The sequence below is a fragment of the Mesorhizobium sp. IMUNJ 23033 genome (assembly GCF_044778005.1).
Taxonomy (GTDB): Bacteria; Pseudomonadota; Alphaproteobacteria; order Rhizobiales; family Rhizobiaceae; genus Mesorhizobium; species Mesorhizobium amorphae_A.
The window spans coordinates 305,620-319,948 of record NZ_JBJACT010000006.1; the positions used below are offsets into that span (position 1 = coordinate 305,620).

Below are 14,329 nucleotides of genomic sequence, written 5' to 3' on the forward strand. Positions count from 1 at the left end.
TGCCCGGCTTTCCGGGCTGTTCAAGCGCCCCCGAGCGTGTCCGGCTGTTCCGGGCATGATGCCCAAACGGTGCGCCGTCGTCAAAGAACCGTACGTCGTTTAAGGGACGCGTGGCGTCTAGTGTCGCAGCCGCTCCGGCTCGAAAGCGCCAGCGACCACCTTTTCACGCATGCGGTCGAGCAGGGCAAGGGCCGAGGTCTCGCCATTGGCGCGCAGCATCTCGCCGAAAGCGGTTTCCAGCGCCGCCTCCGCAATGATCTCGGGCTCGATTCCGGCCGACAACCCTTCCGCCCAGGCCTCGCTGTGGCTTTCCACGGCAGTCAGGCGCTTTTCTTCCCTGACCAACGCGTCGATGTCGTTGACGGCATGTTCCATTGCAATGTCCACCCTTTTCAAGCGGCGATCCGTGGATGCGGATCAGGCTTGGGCTGTCCCTTTCATGCGCAGGTCTTAGTAACTGTTTGTAAATACGACATTTTTTTGGTCGTGCTCTACAAAGTCCGTCGCGTTGCAAAAACCTGCCTTCGATCGTTTTCAAACTTAGCCGATTAGACCGGCGAGCGGCATCAAAACCTTCAGTTTGAGTTAATTCCACATCTGCGCGCTAACGTTTCGTTAATATAGTTGCAGAAGTGCAACATCAGGATTGCACCAAGACGCCGGTGGACACAAGCATGGAGCGGTGAAAAGCCTGTTGGTAGCGAACGGGACAGCGACTCGGATGCCGGTCAGTTGCCGTAGCGCGAGGCGATGTCGCGCGTCAGCGTCTCGCCTTCCTTGGTGTAGCGGCTGATGGCTTCTATCGCCGACGCCGTGCATTGCGTGTAGGTGCCGCCGAAGGAGCGGTAGCCGCGGTTGAAGCTGGCGATGAAGCGAGCGCGCCGCTCGGGATCGGGATTTTCCGATTCGAGCAGCCTTTCCATCTCGACCCGCCACTGGTCGCCCTTCTCGCCGCATAAATTGCGCAGGAAGTGCAGCGAACCCAGAACTTCCGCCAGCCGCATCAGCCCAGGCTCGAACGGCGCCTCGATGGCTAAAGCCGGCCGCGCCGCGGTGCTGGCGGCGAGGCATGCGGCGAGAAACAGCGAGGCACGGATCATCAGGCTTTGTGGCCAAACAATTTGTCGCCCGCAAGACGATTCTCATGGCCGGGCGCCAGCACCCTTGCTGGCGCCGAGCAACTGTTCCGCCACGGCAAACACCGAGCCTGCGAGCGGCAACGCGGCCATGTCGTCGAGCGTATAGAAGGCAGCGGTCTCGGCATCGTCGCTGGCCATCGCTTCGCCGCCGGCATGGGTGGCGCCGAACACTGTCAGCAGATAGTCGACCGGGTGGTTCTCGCCACTGCCGTCGATGTGGATTTCGCGCAGCGGACGATAGTCCTCGGCCAGCAGCCCGGTCTCTTCGAGCAATTCGCGGGCCGCCGCTTGCGCAAGCGTCTCGCCGGGCTCGACCTTGCCGCCCGGAAAGGCATAAGCCCCTTGCGAGGGCGGCCTTGCCCGCTTGACCAGCAACACCGTGTCGCCGCGCACGACGGCAACCGAGACTGCTGGAAGTGTCTTTCGCTTCTCGTCCATCAATCCTCGATCTGCAGCCCTTGTGGACCAGCAGGAAGCAAACAGCTTTAGCGGTTGCGCAACGCCGGTTCCATCGCCACTTTCGCGTCTGATCAATTCAACGGGCTTGCCAATGTGCGGACGCTTCGCCTTGACCGCGACGCCGGACCAGACCGCCGCTCTTCTCGGCCTGGCGGAACTGGAGGATTTTCCGGCGCGCTACAACATCGCGCCGACGCAGCCCGTGCTGATGACGCTTGCAGGACCGCCGCGTGCACCAGGCTCGAACCTACCGAACCGGCAGGCGATGCTGGTGCGCTGGGGGCTGATCCCGGCCTGGGTCAAGGACACCAGGGAGTTTCCGCTGCTGTTCAACGCTCGCTCGGAAGCGGCGGTGGAAAAGGCCTCATTCAAAGCCGCCATGCGCCATCGCCGCGCCCTGGTGCCGGCTTCGGGCTTTTACGAGTGGCGGCAAACTGCCGGCAAAAAGGGCCAGCCTTACTGGATCCGTCCGAAGCATGGCGGGCTCGTCGCCTTCGCCGGGCTGGTTGAGACCTGTGCCGAGCCGGGCGGCTCCGAGATGGACACCGGCGCCATCCTCACCGTGCAAGCCAATGCCAACATCGCCCACATCCACGACCGCATGCCGGTGGTGATCTCGCGTGAGGATTTCGACCGCTGGCTGGACTGCCGCACCCAGGAGCCGCGCGACGTGGCCGACCTGCTGAAGCCCGCACGGCCCGATTTCTTCGAAGCGATTCCTGTTTCCGACCTCGTCAACAAGGTCGCCAACACCGGACCGGAGATTCAGGAGCGGGGCGTTGTCGGGCCGGAGCCCGAAAAGGTCAGGCGCCAGAAGCCCGGCGCGGACGACAGTCAAATGACCTTGTTCTAAAAGAAGCGGCTATTTGCGCGCTTCAACGCCTGTATTGCCGGCGCTCGGCGCCGGCTGCATGCCTGTTCAGGCAGCCCGCGGCGATATGATCTTCTGCGCCGGCTTCTTCTTCTTCGCGGTGTGGAGAAGGGCGGCGACGATAGCGGCCGGGCCGATTGCGCGGTAGTGGCTGGCGAGCGCCGGTTGCTTGGCGCGGTTGGATTCCTGCTTGGTTCGGGGCATTGCTCTCTTCCCTGGTAACATTTCCGTGTCTGCGTTTGATGGCCGATTCCGACCAAATCGTGACGTCTGGTGACCTAGCCGGCGAATGTTTCATGACTGTGCCGACATGTTTAATAAAATGTTTCAGTGCCTCATTTCCTGTGATCCACCGACTCTTTTGGCCGATGTTGCGACTTGACGGCAACACCGGGCAAGGCGATAAAGCCGCGCATGAAAACGTTTTTCGCCATTTGTGGCATTTGCATTATTGGCTAGCCTCGCGCTGGTCCGGACGTTTTCGCCTCATCTTTCCCCAGATTGGACAAACGCCCCGGCCAGCAGGCTGGAATCGGTTTGCGCCTCGGCGCAAGCCAATCCAGAAACCAACGGACCGGGAAGGCACGCATGTCTGACGCATCGAAGGGCCTCAGCCTCTACAACACGCTGACGCGGACCAAGGACGATTTCGTCCCGATCGATCCGCTGAACGTGCGCATGTATGTCTGCGGCCCGACGGTCTACGACTTTGCCCATATCGGCAATGCGCGGCCGGTGATCGTCTTCGACGTGCTGTTCCGTTTGCTGCGCCAACTCTACGGCGGAAGCCACGTCACGTATGTGCGCAACATCACGGATGTCGACGACAAGATAAATGCGCGTGCGCTGCGCGATTTCGGCGACGAGATTGCTTCGGGAAAGCTCTCGCTCAACGAGGCGATCCGCAGGGTCACTGAAAAGACCGCCGACCAGTACCACAAGGATGTGGCGACGCTCGGCTGCCTGGAGCCGACGGTCGAGCCGCGCGCCACTGAATTCGTCGAGCCGCGTGCCGACGGCAAGGCCGACATGATCACGCTCATCGAGCGCCTGATCGAGCGTGGCCATGCCTATGTCGCGGCGGGCGAAGTGCTGTTCGACACCGCCTCGATGCCCGATTACGGCCAGTTGTCGAAGCGCAATCTCGACGAGCAGCAGGCCGGCGTCCGCATCGCCGTCGACGCGCACAAGAAGAACTCCGGCGATTTCGTGCTGTGGAAACTGTCCTCGCCGGAAGAACCGGGCTGGGACAGTCCGTGGGGCAGGGGACGTCCGGGCTGGCACATCGAATGCTCGGCCATGTCCGCCGCTTATCTCGGCGAGGTCTTCGACATCCATGGCGGTGGCCTCGACCTGATCTTCCCGCACCATGAGAACGAGATCGCCCAGTCGCGCTGCGCCCACGGCACCGATGTCATGGCCAACATCTGGATGCACAACGGCTTCCTGCAGGTCGAGGGGCAGAAGATGTCGAAGAGCCTCGGCAATTTTTACTCGATCCACGAACTGCTGGAGACCGAGACCTTCGGCGGCCGCAAATGGCCGGGCGAGGTGCTGCGGCTGGCAATGCTGATGACGCATTACCGCGAGCCGATCGACTTTTCCGTGCGCAAGCTGGAGGAGGCGGAGAACACGCTGCGCAAATGGAAGCGCGCGGCGGATCTCGCGCCGGAAGTGGCACCTCAGTTGCCGGCCGAAGTCGTGGAAGCGCTGTCGGATGATCTCGCCACCTATGCCGCCTTCCAGCGGCTGACGCAGCTTGCCAACGAGGCACTCGATGCCGGCGGAGACGACAACGCCGCCGCCGCTTCGCTGAAGGCTGCCCTTGCCTTCCTCGGCTTCGATGTCGGTGCGGCCAAGGTCGACGAGGCCGCGATCGCCAGAGCCATTGCCAGGCGCCTGGAACTGATCGCCGCCAAGAACTGGGCCGAAGCCGATCGCATCCGCGACGAGCTTCTGGCGCAAGGCGTGCAGTTGAAGGACGGCAAGGATCCTGCCACCGGTGAACGCGTGACGACCTGGGAGGTAAAGCGGTGAGGGGGGTGCCAAGCACCCCCCTCTGCCCTGCCGGGCATCTCCCCCTCAAGGGGGGAGATTGGACTTCACTGTCGCCTTCGCCAATCGCGGACATTGATGATTGGGCGCTGCCGGCGCAACTGCCGATCTCCCCCCTTGAGGGGGAGATGTCCGGCAGGACAGAGGGGGGCGCCTCGCGATGAGCCATTATCCCGTATCTCCCCTCAATCGCGGCAATGCGCGCAAGATGCGCAAGCGAATGACAGACGCCGAACTGAAGCTCTGGAATGAGCTGCGCGCACACCGCCTCATGGGGCTGGCGTTTCGACGTCAAATGCCGATAGCCGGCTACATCGTCGATTTTGCCTGCCCCAACAAAAAACTGGTCGTTGAGCTAGATGGCTCCCAGCACGCTTCGCCTGAGGTCTCGGCGTCTGATACCGCGCGAACCGTCAAGCTTGAAGCGCTCGGCTGGACCATCCTGCGCTTCTGGAACGACGACGTCATCCGCGATATCGACAATGTCTGCCAGCACATCGTCATCGCGGCCGGCCTGGCCGGCGCCGAAATGCCGGAAACCGCATCGGAGGAACTCGTCCCATGATCGACCATCTCGGCATCACCGTTTCCGATTTCGACGCGTCGAAATCGTTCTACGACAAGGCGATGGCGCCGCTCGGCGCCTCGCTGCTTTACATGGTGCCCGAAGAATACACCGGAGGCGCCAAGGTCGGCGGCTATGGCCGGGACCGGCCGGTGTTCTGGCTGAGCACCGGCAAGGATAGGCCCAGGGACCACCAGCATGTCGCCTTCACCGCGCGCAGCCGTGCCGAGGTCGATGCTTTCCATGCCGCGGCCCTTGCCGCAGGCGGCAGGGACAATGGCGGGCCGGGCCTGCGCCCGCACTATCACCCGAACTATTATGGCGCCTTCGTCTTCGATCCCGACGGCAACAATGTCGAAGCCGTCTGCCATGATCCGGAGTGAGGGGCCATGATGAGCCTCGACAACCGGCCGGTCTACGCAGGCGGCTGCCAGTGCGGCGCCGTGCGCTTCCGCGTCGAGGGCACGCTCGGCGATGCCTCGATCTGCCATTGCCGCATGTGCCAGAAGGCAAGCGGCAATTTCTACCTGCCGCTGGTGTCGGTGCGTGGCGCCAAGGTCGACTGGACGCGCGGCGAACCCAAGCGCTTCCGCTCATCCAATGCCGCCTGCCGTGGCTTCTGCGCCGATTGCGGCACGCCGCTGACATTCGAGGCGCCCGACGGCATGGCGCTGGCGATTGCCGCCTTCGACGATCCGGCCGGCATCGCGCCGACCATCCAGTGGGGCATCGAGGCAAAGCTGCCCTATGTCGACGCCATCCCGCAATTGCCGGGCGAGGACACGTCGGCCGACATCTCGTCCGCCCCTTATCTCGCCGAGCTTGTCTCCTACCAGCATCCCGACCACGACACCGAGCAATGGCCGCCGGAGGAAAGATCATGACCGAGACCGTTCGAACAGGCGGCTGCCAATGCGGCGCCGTGCGTTTCCGCATCAAGGGGGCGCTCGGGCGCCCGTCCATCTGCCATTGCCGCATGTGCCAGAAGCAGTTCGGCTCCTTCTTCGGCGCCCTGGTGACAGTGCCGAAGGACGGCGTCGAGTGGACCCATGAGGAGCCGAGCTACTTCCAGTCGTCGGTCAACATCGATCGCGGCTTCTGCGCTCGTTGCGGCACGCCGCTGACCTACCGCCAGCCAGGCGGGCTGGAGATCGCCATCGGCGCCTTCGATGACCGCTCGGATCTCGCGCCGCAGATCCAGGTCAATTATTCCGCGCGGCTGCCCTGGGTGGAAAAGATCTTCGAGGCGCCGGTCCACGACGACCCCGACTATTACGCGAGGCAGGAGCAGATCATCTCCTTCCAGCATCCGGATCACGAGACGGCCAACTGGCCGCAGCAGGGCCTGAAACTATGAGCTTGCGGACCCTCTATCCCGAGATCGAGGCCTACGAGTCCGGCATGCTCGATGTCGGCGACGGTCACCAGGTCTATTGGGAGCGCTCCGGCACCAGGGGCGCGAAGCCCGCGGTGTTCCTGCATGGCGGCCCGGGCGGCACCATATCGCCAAAGCACCGGCGCCTGTTCGATCCAAAGCTCTACGACGTCGTCCTGTTCGACCAGCGCGGCTGCGGAAAGTCGACGCCCAACGCCTCGCTCGAGGCCAACACCACCTGGCACCTGGTCGCCGACATCGAGCGGCTGCGCGAAATGTGCGGCTTCGACAAATGGCTGGTGTTCGGCGGCTCCTGGGGCTCGACGCTCGCGCTCGCCTATGCCGAGACGCATCCCGATCGCGTCAGCGAACTGGTCGTGCGCGGCATCTACACGCTGACCCGCGCCGAACTCGAATGGTACTATCAGTTCGGCGTCTCTGAGATGTTCCCCGACAAGTGGGAACGCTTCCTGGCACCGATCCCCGAAGCCGAGCGCGGCGACATGATGGCCGCCTACCGCAAGCGGCTGGTCGGCAGCGATCGCAAGCGCCAAGTCGAGGCCGCCCTTGCCTGGAGCCTATGGGAAGGCGAGACGATCACGCTGTTGCCGGAGCCGGAAACCAGTGGCAAGTTTGGCGAGGACGACTACGCCGTCGCCTTCGCCCGCATCGAGAACCATTACTTCGTCCATGCCGGCTGGCTGGAGGAGGGGCAACTGCTGCGCGATGCGTACAAGCTCCGGGATATCCCCGGCACCATCGTCCACGGCCGCTACGACATGCCGTGCCCGGCGCGCTACGCCTGGGCGCTGCACAAGGCCTGGCCGAAGGCGGATTTCCACCTGATCGAAGGCGCCGGCCATGCCTATTCGGAGCCCGGCATCCTCGACCGGCTGATCCGGGCGACCGACCGGTTTGCAGGGAAATGATCATGGCTCGCGAGCGCCTCTTCCTGTTTGACACAACCCTCCGCGACGGCCAGCAGACGCCGGGCATCGACTTTTCCGTCGAGGACAAGATCGCCATCGCAAAGCTGCTCGACGAATTCGGCATCGACTATGTCGAGGGCGGTTATCCCGGCGCCAACCCGACCGACACGGCCTTCTTCCAGCAGAAGCGCACGGCAAGCGCCAAATTTGTCGCCTTCGGCATGACCAAGCGTGCCGGGGTATCGGCCTCCAACGATCCCGGCCTTGCGGCGCTCGTCCAGTCGAAGTCCGATGCCATCTGCTTCGTCGCCAAGAGCTGGGACTATCATGTCCGCGTCGCGCTCGGCTGCACCAACGAGGAGAACCTCGAGTCCATCCAGGCTTCCGTCAAGGCGGCGACCGGTGCGGCCAAGGAAGCCATGGTCGATTGCGAGCATTTCTTCGACGGCTTCAAGGCCAATGCCGACTATGCGCTGGCCTGCGCGAAAACAGCTTACGACGCCGGTGCACGCTGGGTGGTGCTGTGCGACACCAATGGCGGCACGCAGCCCTCGGAAGTGCGTGCCATTGTCGACAAGGTGATCGCGGCTGGCATTCCTGGCGACCATTTGGGCATCCACGCTCATGACGACACCGGCCAGGCGGTGGCGAATTCGCTGGCCGCCGTCGAGGCCGGCGTGCGCCAGATCCAGGGCACGCTGAACGGCATCGGCGAGCGCTGCGGCAACGCCAATCTGATCTCGATCGTGCCGACACTGGCGCTGAAGCCGGCCTTCGCCGACCGCTTCGAAACAGGCATCTCGGCCGAAGCGCTGACCGGCATTTCCCGCCTGTCGCGCGCTTTCGACGAATTGCTGAACCGCGCGCCGGAAGCGCAGGCGCCCTATGTCGGGGCGTCGGCCTTCGCCACCAAGGCCGGCATCCATGCCTCCGCGCTCGCCAAGGAGCCGGCGACCTACGAACATGTGCCGCCGGAAGCGGTCGGCAACCGCCGCCGCGTCATGGTCTCGGACCAGGGCGGCAAGGCCAATTTCCTCGCCGAGCTGAAGCGGCGCGGCATCAACGTGCCGCGGGACGATCACCGGCTCGACGCGCTGATCGCGGTCGTCAAGGAACGCGAGTCCGAGGGCTATGCCTACGAAGGCGCCGACGCTTCCTTCGAGCTCCTCGCGCGCAAGATGCTGCACGGCCTGCCGGAGTTCTTCGCCGTCACTTCGTTCCGTTGCATGGTCGAGCGCCGCTTCGACGCCAACGGCCAGCTCAAGACGGTCTCGGAAGCGATCGTCAAGGTGATGGTCGACGGCGAGGAGAAGATGTCGGTGGCGGAAGGCCATGGCCCGGTCAACGCGCTCGACATCGCGCTGCGCAAGGATCTCGGCAAATACCAGAACGAGATCGCCGACCTCGAACTGGCCGACTTCAAGGTGCGTATCCTCAATGGCGGCACCGAGGCGATCACCCGCGTGCTGATCGAATCGCACGATGCCACCGGCGCTCGCTGGTGGACGGTCGGCGTCTCCGAAAACATCATCGACGCCTCCTTCCAGGCTCTGATGGATTCGATCGTCTACAAGCTGATGAAGAACCGCGACATGGCGGGGCTGGTGGCGGCGGAGTAGGGTTGAACCATCAGCGAAAGTCCATTGATCCATCAGTAATTTGCGATGGTCTTGGGCAGGCCGCTGGGCCATAGCGTTGGGCCATGGCAATCGAAACAGCTCACCTCGACGAAGACGCCAAGGCCCGCCGCGGCTTTCTGCTGGCGTTGGGTGCCTATCTCCTGTGGGGGATGCTTCCCTTCTACATGAAGGCGGTCGCGCATCTGCCGCTCATCGAAGTCATCGCCCACCGTATCGTCTGGTCGGTGCCGATCGCCGCCGCCGTTCTGGTCTGGGCTGGTCGCACCGCCGATTTCAAGGCGGCGATCCGTTCGCCGCGCAGCATTGCCATGGCGGCGCTGACGGCGACGCTGATCTCGGTCAACTGGGGCATCTATGTCTGGGCGATCGCCGTCGACCGCACCGTCGAGACCGCGCTCGGCTACTACATCAACCCGCTGGTGGTGGTCGTGGTCGGCGCGGTGCTGCTGGGCGAGCGGCTGGACCGACTGCAGATCGCGGCGGTGGTGCTGGCTGCGGTCGCCGTCACGGTGCTGACCATCGAGGGCGGCAAGCTGCCTTGGGTGTCGCTGGCTCTGGCCTTCTCCTTCGCCGCCTACGGCTTCTTCCGCAAGACGCTGCCGATCGGCCCGAGCCAGGGCTTTCTGCTCGAAGTGCTGCTGCTTTCGGTGCCGGCGCTTTGTTACATCGCCTACCTGATCGCCACCGGGCAGGACCATTTCGTCTCCAGCACCGCCAACGACACGGCGCTGCTCATCGGCTGTGGCCCGGTCACTGCGGTGCCACTGCTGCTGTTCGCCTTCGGCGCCAGGCTGCTCCGCCTCTCCACCATCGGCATCATGCAGTACATCGCGCCGACCATGGTGTTCCTGATCGCCGTGCTGGTTTTCGGCGAGCCGTTTGGCGGCACCCAGGCGATAGCCTTCGCGCTGATCTGGACGGCGCTGGCGATGTATAGCTGGTCGATGTTCCGCGGCCGCGAGATCCGGCCGGCGGCACCGGCAGCTCGGTAGGGGCAAGGGGTTTCCGATGTACGTTCTGCATATCGCCAACAAGAACTATTCGTCATGGTCGCTGCGGCCGTGGGTGCTGATGCGCACCCTCGACATCCCGTTCGAGGAGCGGCTGACACCATTCCCGACCGGATCGAGTTGGACCCTGTACCGCCCGTTCTCGCCCAGCGGCCGGGTGCCGTGCCTGGTCGACGAGGGCTGGGCCGTTTGGGATTCACTTGCCATCGCCGAGTATCTCGCCGAGCGCCACCACGGCGTCTGGCCGGTCGAAGCCAAGGCGCGGGCCTGGGCGCGCTCGGCCGCCGCCGAGATGCATTCGAGCTTTACTGCGCTGCGCAACCTATGCCCGATGAGTTGCGGCCTGCGCGTCGAGCCGTTTGCGATGTCCGATGCGCTGAAACACGATCTCTTCCGCCTCGGCGACCTGTGGAATGACGGCCTTGCCCGCTTTGGCGGGCCGTTCCTGGCCGGTGACCATTTCACCGCTGTCGATGCCTTCTTTGCCCCGGTGGCGTTTCGGGCACAGTCCTACGGCCTGTCCTTCGAGGGCGCGGCCGCTGATTATCCGGCGCGATTGCTCGACCTGCCGGCGATGCGTGAATGGTATGAAGCAGGCCTTGCCGAGACATGGCGCGAACCCGACCATGAGGCGGAAGTCCGCGCCGCCGGCACCATCACAAGGGATCTGCGGGCGACGGCGTAGCAGGACGGTGCGCTACATCCGGCCGAGCCGCCTGACGAACAGGTAGGTGACCCCGGCGATCACCAGCGATACGCCCGACACCACCCAGAAGCCCATCGAGGTGTTGACCAGCGGCAGGCCGCCGACATTCATGCCGAACAGGCCTGAGATGATGGTCATCGGCAACAGCACTGCCGTCATCACCGACAGCACATAGAGCAACTGGTTCGACTGCGTCGTCAGCTTGGCCATCAGCTCGTCCTGCAACAGCCGGGCGCGCGCCTGCAACTGTTCGCCGTCATAGTGCAGCGTCTGGGCACGATGTGACAGTCGTGTCGCCATGTCGTTGATCGAGTCGGGCAAATCGTTGCGATGCGAATGGTCCAGGTGACGAAACAGATTGGTCAGCGTCGCCATCTGCTGGTGGATCACCACCAGCTGCCGGCGCGCATCGACCAGCGCCTGCCGCTCGCTGTGCCATGCGTCGCACACGATGCGGTCCTCGATGCCGTCGAGCGTCTCGGAGAGGCCGCCGAGTTCCGCGGCCATGCCGTCCAGCGACTGGCCCATGACCGCCTCGATCAGTTCGGCGGGCGAGCGGAATTTTCGCGTGCCGTTCTCGACCGCCTTGCGGATGGTATCGACCGACTGAAGCGGCTGCTTGCGGGCGCCGATCAGCATCGTTTCGTTGAGGGCGAAGCGGAAATGGCCGAGCCCGCGCGCCTCCGCCGAATAGTCGTGGCGCAGATCCGGCAAGTCGCCATAGAGCCAGTCGTCCTCGAGGTCGATGTGGCAGCCATGGCTGGCGGTCAGGAATGCCTCGCGCACGGGTGCCGGCAGGGTCTGCTCGGAGACGATCTCATGGCGCGCGCGCATGTCGGAGAGCTGGTAGCTGCGCCAGGTCCAGTGCGCTTGCGGGGCGTCCTTCGTCCGCACGCCCTCGGCGGTGAAATGATAGAGGAAAAACAGCCCGTGCTCGTCGGGCAGGTAGGGAGACAGGTCGCTGCCTTCCGGGTTGAGAGCGATATTCATGGTCGCTTCGCCAATGCAGGTTTCCAAGGCAGCCCGCATGGGCAGGCTGCGAATTCCTAGCATGCGGCAGCCCGGTTTCGTGTGACGGTTTCTTGACAGCCGATCACAGACTCGCGGGCGCCGACCGACGGCGGCGAGCGCCGCCAACCGCACCGTTTGATGCTGTTCAGCGCTTCGGGCCGAAGCCGGGATAGGGGTTGAGCGGCACGACCGCGGCAATGTCCATCATGCCGGCCCTGACCAGTGGCAAGGTGGCGAGATGGCTGCGCACGTCGGCATCGCTGCCGGCCTCGAACATCATGCCGCTGCCCGGAATGTCGCCGCGATTCCAGACCTGGCGCACCGCACCTTCGGCATAGAGTGTGCGGCGTTGCTCGGCTTCGCCGGGAAGCAGCGGGGCGAAATCGGCGTCGCTGAACTTCTCGGTGTTGCGGGTGAGAAGGGCAAAGAATTGCATGGCGGTCTCCTGTGATTTCCGGTTTGGGATGGCGACAGTGTCGTCGCCACTGGTCAGACAGTCCAAGACTGATTAGGCTAAAGTTCAGACCCACGAGGACTACCCTAGAAAAAGTGTTCGACCTGCGCCAGCTCCGTTATTTCGTCGCCGTGGCTGAGGCCGGCACTGTCGGCCGCGCCGCCGAACTGCTGCATATCTCGCAGTCGCCCTTGAGCCGGCAGATCATGCAGCTCGAGGCGCAACTGGGCGTCGCCTTGTTCGAAAGGGCAAAGCAGCGGGTTCATCTCAATGCCGAGGGACAGGCCTTCCTTGCCGAGGCCCGCGCGCTGCTGGCCAGTGCGCGGCGCCTGGAGGAGCTTGGCCGCGATCTTGGGAGCGGTGCTGCCGGCCGTCTCGCCATCGGCTATGTCGAGGGCGCGGTGCATGCCGGGCTGGTCGCCGGCATGCTCAGGCAGTTCCGCCGCGACCGGCCCGACTTCCATCTGCGATTGATGAGCCAGCGCTCGGCCGCGCAGGTCGAGGGGCTGCGCCGGCGCACGCTCGACCTCGGCCTCGTCTATTCGCCGCCGGCCGATGATGATCCCGACATTGCCTCGTTGCTCGTCAGGCGCGAACCGCTTGTGTTGGCGATGCCGCAAAGCGATCCGCTTGCCGATGTCGCCGACATCCTTGCGCATCATCTCGACGGCCGCACCTGGATCACCGTGGTGCGCCAGCCCGACGATACCAACCGCGGCCAGTTCCTGGCCGCCTGCGCCAAGGCTGGCTTCATGCCTGAGATCGCCTACGAGACGGCCGATCCGCTGACCTCGCTCGGCCTGGTCAGCGCCGGGCTTGGCCTGGCGACGGTGCAGGCCAGCCTGCAAAGCGCAGCCCCGCCCGGGATCGTCTTTCGCGACTTGCCCTGGTTCGAGCGCACCGTCTCGATCCATCTCGCCTGGCGGCGGCGGGACAAACGGGCAGTGATTGGGGATTTGAGGAAGGCAGTAGTGAATAGTGAATAGTGAATAGTGAATAGTGAATAGTCGGTAGTCAGTAGTCAGTAGTGGATAGACAGGTTCCGATTCGCGCGATCTTGCACTTCACTATTCACTATTCACTATTCACTATTCACTCTACTATTACATCTTGTCTATCACCGACTGCACTCCCTCGGTCGGCGCGTCGACGGACGATCCCGCCACCATGATGGCGGCGACGATTGCTTCGGGGTCTTCGACCACCAGCGGCCTGACCCGCTGCGCCGTGTGGATGAAGCCCTCGGCCGACATGTGGTCGAGCAGCGAAAGCATCGGATCCCAGAACCCCTTGATGTTGGCGAACACGATCGGCTTGCGGTGGTGGCCGAGCTGGCCCCAGGTCATGATCTCGACGATCTCCTCGACCGTGCCGATGCCGCCCGGCAGCGCCACAAAGGCGTCGGATTTTTCGAACATCCTGTGCTTGCGCTCGTGCATGTTGTCGGTGATCACGAGCTCGTCGAGCCGGTCAAGCGCGGTTTCGGTTGCTTCCCTGTTGATCAGGAAGCGCGGAATGATGCCCGTCACCTTGCCACCGGCCTTGAGCGCGCCCTCGGCGACGGCGCCCATGATGCCCTTGGTGCCGCCACCATAGATCAGCCGCAGGCCGGATCTGGCGAGCGAGCGGCCGAGCAGATGTCCGGCCTTGGCATAGGTTTCATCGCGGCCCGGAGACGAGCCGCAATAGACGCAGACGGATCGAATCGTGTTCATATGATGATTGGTGATAGGGACGGCAGACGGGGTCAAGCCCGGGCGGGCTTTTTCTTGTCGGACTCGCTAAAACAGGCTAGACCGGCGTTAGGTGGCTAAGGGGTAGGGAAATATGGCAATTAATCCTTTGAAGGCGTTTCTGTTCGCGGCGGGTGGGACAGTTGCGGCCGCAGGAACCGCCTATGTATCGGGCGCGCTCGATCCGTATCTCAATCACACGCCGCCGGCCGAGATCGCTGCACTTGCGCCGGCCGATACCAAGCCGGCGGAAACAAAACCGGCCGACGCGGGCACCGAAGGCCGATTGCCAGCGGCACCGGCGCCCGCTGCCGACGCCACGGCACCCGCTGCCCCTGCTGCTCCGGCGGCGCCGGCCGCAGCGCCTGCCGCAGCGCCTGCG

18 protein-coding genes and 1 pseudogene are annotated in these 14,329 nt (G+C 64.1%); 12 read left to right on the forward strand and 7 right to left on the reverse strand.

Annotation, left to right across the window (positions count from 1 at the left end; all coding sequences use genetic code 11):
* Positions 1-117 precede the first annotated feature (117 nt).
* The 3 genes from ACFX5Q_RS10510 to ACFX5Q_RS10520 form a co-directional block, all read right to left on the reverse strand.
* The gene (locus ACFX5Q_RS10510; protein WP_006202258.1) at positions 118-375 is read right to left on the reverse strand and encodes a hypothetical protein; all 258 of its coding nucleotides are present in this window, start codon (positions 373-375) and stop codon (positions 118-120) included.
* A gap of 353 nt (positions 376-728) precedes the next feature.
* Positions 729-1,100, reverse strand: coding sequence for a TIGR02301 family protein (locus tag ACFX5Q_RS10515; protein ID WP_404277411.1), 372 nt, complete (start codon positions 1,098-1,100; stop codon positions 729-731).
* 42 nt (positions 1,101-1,142) lie between these two features.
* Positions 1,143-1,577 carry an NUDIX hydrolase gene (locus ACFX5Q_RS10520; protein WP_404277413.1) on the reverse strand — a complete coding sequence of 145 codons (435 nt, stop codon included), beginning with the start codon at positions 1,575-1,577 and terminating at the stop codon, positions 1,143-1,145.
* A 112-nt stretch (positions 1,578-1,689) separates the two neighbouring features.
* Here ACFX5Q_RS10520 and ACFX5Q_RS10525 point away from each other — a divergent pair, with 112 nt between their 5' ends.
* Entirely contained in the window at positions 1,690-2,451 is a 762-nt protein-coding gene (locus tag ACFX5Q_RS10525; protein WP_404277415.1) for an SOS response-associated peptidase, read from the forward strand.
* Between the two features lie 66 nt (positions 2,452-2,517).
* On the opposite strand, the gene ACFX5Q_RS10530 is transcribed toward ACFX5Q_RS10525, so the two are convergent.
* On the reverse strand, positions 2,518-2,673 hold the full coding sequence (locus ACFX5Q_RS10530; RefSeq protein WP_404277417.1) for a hypothetical protein: 156 nt from the start codon (positions 2,671-2,673) through the stop codon (positions 2,518-2,520).
* A 384-nt stretch (positions 2,674-3,057) separates the two neighbouring features.
* Here ACFX5Q_RS10530 and cysS point away from each other — a divergent pair, with 384 nt between their 5' ends.
* The 9 genes from cysS (at position 3,058) to ACFX5Q_RS10575 (ending at position 10,728) form a co-directional block, all read left to right on the forward strand.
* The gene (gene cysS, locus ACFX5Q_RS10535; RefSeq protein ID WP_404277419.1) at positions 3,058-4,506 is read left to right on the forward strand and encodes a cysteine--tRNA ligase; all 1,449 of its coding nucleotides are present in this window, start codon (positions 3,058-3,060) and stop codon (positions 4,504-4,506) included.
* A 178-nt stretch (positions 4,507-4,684) separates the two neighbouring features.
* Positions 4,685-5,089: an endonuclease domain-containing protein gene (locus tag ACFX5Q_RS10540; RefSeq protein WP_404277421.1), complete on the forward strand. Its 405-nt coding sequence runs from the start codon at positions 4,685-4,687 to the stop codon at positions 5,087-5,089.
* Positions 5,086-5,472, forward strand: coding sequence for a VOC family protein (locus ACFX5Q_RS10545; protein WP_404277423.1), 387 nt, complete (start codon positions 5,086-5,088; stop codon positions 5,470-5,472). Before ACFX5Q_RS10540 ends, ACFX5Q_RS10545 begins: the two co-directional genes overlap by 4 nt.
* A 9-nt stretch (positions 5,473-5,481) precedes the next feature.
* Positions 5,482-5,973 carry a GFA family protein gene (locus ACFX5Q_RS10550; protein ID WP_404277476.1) on the forward strand — a complete coding sequence of 164 codons (492 nt, stop codon included), beginning with the start codon at positions 5,482-5,484 and terminating at the stop codon, positions 5,971-5,973.
* Positions 5,970-6,446, forward strand: a complete 477-nt coding sequence (locus ACFX5Q_RS10555) for a GFA family protein (protein WP_404277425.1) — start codon at positions 5,970-5,972, stop codon at positions 6,444-6,446. Before ACFX5Q_RS10550 ends, ACFX5Q_RS10555 begins: the two co-directional genes overlap by 4 nt.
* Complete coding sequence (gene pip, locus ACFX5Q_RS10560) at positions 6,443-7,393, forward strand: prolyl aminopeptidase (RefSeq protein ID WP_404277427.1); 951 nt, start codon at positions 6,443-6,445, stop codon at positions 7,391-7,393. Before ACFX5Q_RS10555 ends, pip begins: the two co-directional genes overlap by 4 nt.
* Positions 7,390-9,012: a citramalate synthase gene (cimA, locus tag ACFX5Q_RS10565; protein ID WP_404277429.1), complete on the forward strand. Its 1,623-nt coding sequence runs from the start codon at positions 7,390-7,392 to the stop codon at positions 9,010-9,012. Before pip ends, cimA begins: the two co-directional genes overlap by 4 nt.
* A gap of 83 nt (positions 9,013-9,095) precedes the next feature.
* The gene (gene rarD, locus ACFX5Q_RS10570; protein ID WP_006202269.1) at positions 9,096-10,025 is read left to right on the forward strand and encodes an EamA family transporter RarD; all 930 of its coding nucleotides are present in this window, start codon (positions 9,096-9,098) and stop codon (positions 10,023-10,025) included.
* A 16-nt stretch (positions 10,026-10,041) separates the two neighbouring features.
* Entirely contained in the window at positions 10,042-10,728 is a 687-nt protein-coding gene (locus ACFX5Q_RS10575) for a glutathione S-transferase family protein (protein WP_404277431.1), read from the forward strand.
* A 12-nt stretch (positions 10,729-10,740) separates the two neighbouring features.
* On the opposite strand, the gene ACFX5Q_RS10580 is transcribed toward ACFX5Q_RS10575, so the two are convergent.
* Positions 10,741-11,739, reverse strand: a complete 999-nt coding sequence (locus ACFX5Q_RS10580; protein ID WP_404277433.1) for a transporter — start codon at positions 11,737-11,739, stop codon at positions 10,741-10,743.
* 166 nt (positions 11,740-11,905) lie between these two features.
* On the reverse strand, positions 11,906-12,196 hold the full coding sequence (locus ACFX5Q_RS10585; protein ID WP_404277435.1) for a muconolactone Delta-isomerase family protein: 291 nt from the start codon (positions 12,194-12,196) through the stop codon (positions 11,906-11,908).
* 113 nt (positions 12,197-12,309) lie between these two features.
* Between ACFX5Q_RS10585 and ACFX5Q_RS10590 the strand changes: the two genes are divergently transcribed.
* Positions 12,310-13,200 (forward strand): LysR substrate-binding domain-containing protein, encoded by an 891-nt coding sequence (locus ACFX5Q_RS10590; protein ID WP_404277437.1) that lies wholly within the window; start codon positions 12,310-12,312, stop codon positions 13,198-13,200.
* A gap of 117 nt (positions 13,201-13,317) precedes the next feature.
* Here the strand turns inward: ACFX5Q_RS10590 and ACFX5Q_RS10595 are convergent, their stop codons facing one another.
* Positions 13,318-13,929 carry a TIGR00730 family Rossman fold protein gene (locus ACFX5Q_RS10595; RefSeq protein WP_192181264.1) on the reverse strand — a complete coding sequence of 204 codons (612 nt, stop codon included), beginning with the start codon at positions 13,927-13,929 and terminating at the stop codon, positions 13,318-13,320.
* 112 nt (positions 13,930-14,041) lie between these two features.
* Here ACFX5Q_RS10595 and ACFX5Q_RS10600 point away from each other — a divergent pair.
* A pseudogene (locus tag ACFX5Q_RS10600) lies at positions 14,042-14,329 on the forward strand (peptigoglycan-binding protein LysM); the annotation flags it as partial.

Bases quoted from the DNA above. Each gene is read 5' to 3' on its own strand.
- ACFX5Q_RS10510 (WP_006202258.1), bottom strand. From the start codon at position 375: ATGGAACATGCCGTCAACGACATCGACGCGTTGGTCAGGGAAGAAAAG.
- ACFX5Q_RS10515 (WP_404277411.1), bottom strand. From the start codon at position 1,100: ATGATCCGTGCCTCGCTGTTTCTCGCCGCATGCCTCGCCGCCAGCACC.
- ACFX5Q_RS10520 (WP_404277413.1), bottom strand. From the start codon at position 1,577: ATGGACGAGAAGCGAAAGACACTTCCAGCAGTCTCGGTTGCCGTCGTG.
- ACFX5Q_RS10525 (WP_404277415.1), top strand. From the start codon at position 1,690: ATGTGCGGACGCTTCGCCTTGACCGCGACGCCGGACCAGACCGCCGCT.
- ACFX5Q_RS10530 (WP_404277417.1), bottom strand. From the start codon at position 2,673: ATGCCCCGAACCAAGCAGGAATCCAACCGCGCCAAGCAACCGGCGCTC.
- cysS (WP_404277419.1), top strand. From the start codon at position 3,058: ATGTCTGACGCATCGAAGGGCCTCAGCCTCTACAACACGCTGACGCGG.
- ACFX5Q_RS10540 (WP_404277421.1), top strand. From the start codon at position 4,685: ATGAGCCATTATCCCGTATCTCCCCTCAATCGCGGCAATGCGCGCAAG.
- ACFX5Q_RS10545 (WP_404277423.1), top strand. From the start codon at position 5,086: ATGATCGACCATCTCGGCATCACCGTTTCCGATTTCGACGCGTCGAAA.
- ACFX5Q_RS10550 (WP_404277476.1), top strand. From the start codon at position 5,482: ATGAGCCTCGACAACCGGCCGGTCTACGCAGGCGGCTGCCAGTGCGGC.
- ACFX5Q_RS10555 (WP_404277425.1), top strand. From the start codon at position 5,970: ATGACCGAGACCGTTCGAACAGGCGGCTGCCAATGCGGCGCCGTGCGT.
- pip (WP_404277427.1), top strand. From the start codon at position 6,443: ATGAGCTTGCGGACCCTCTATCCCGAGATCGAGGCCTACGAGTCCGGC.
- cimA (WP_404277429.1), top strand. From the start codon at position 7,390: ATGATCATGGCTCGCGAGCGCCTCTTCCTGTTTGACACAACCCTCCGC.
- rarD (WP_006202269.1), top strand. From the start codon at position 9,096: ATGGCAATCGAAACAGCTCACCTCGACGAAGACGCCAAGGCCCGCCGC.
- ACFX5Q_RS10575 (WP_404277431.1), top strand. From the start codon at position 10,042: ATGTACGTTCTGCATATCGCCAACAAGAACTATTCGTCATGGTCGCTG.
- ACFX5Q_RS10580 (WP_404277433.1), bottom strand. From the start codon at position 11,739: ATGAATATCGCTCTCAACCCGGAAGGCAGCGACCTGTCTCCCTACCTG.
- ACFX5Q_RS10585 (WP_404277435.1), bottom strand. From the start codon at position 12,196: ATGCAATTCTTTGCCCTTCTCACCCGCAACACCGAGAAGTTCAGCGAC.
- ACFX5Q_RS10595 (WP_192181264.1), bottom strand. From the start codon at position 13,929: ATGAACACGATTCGATCCGTCTGCGTCTATTGCGGCTCGTCTCCGGGC.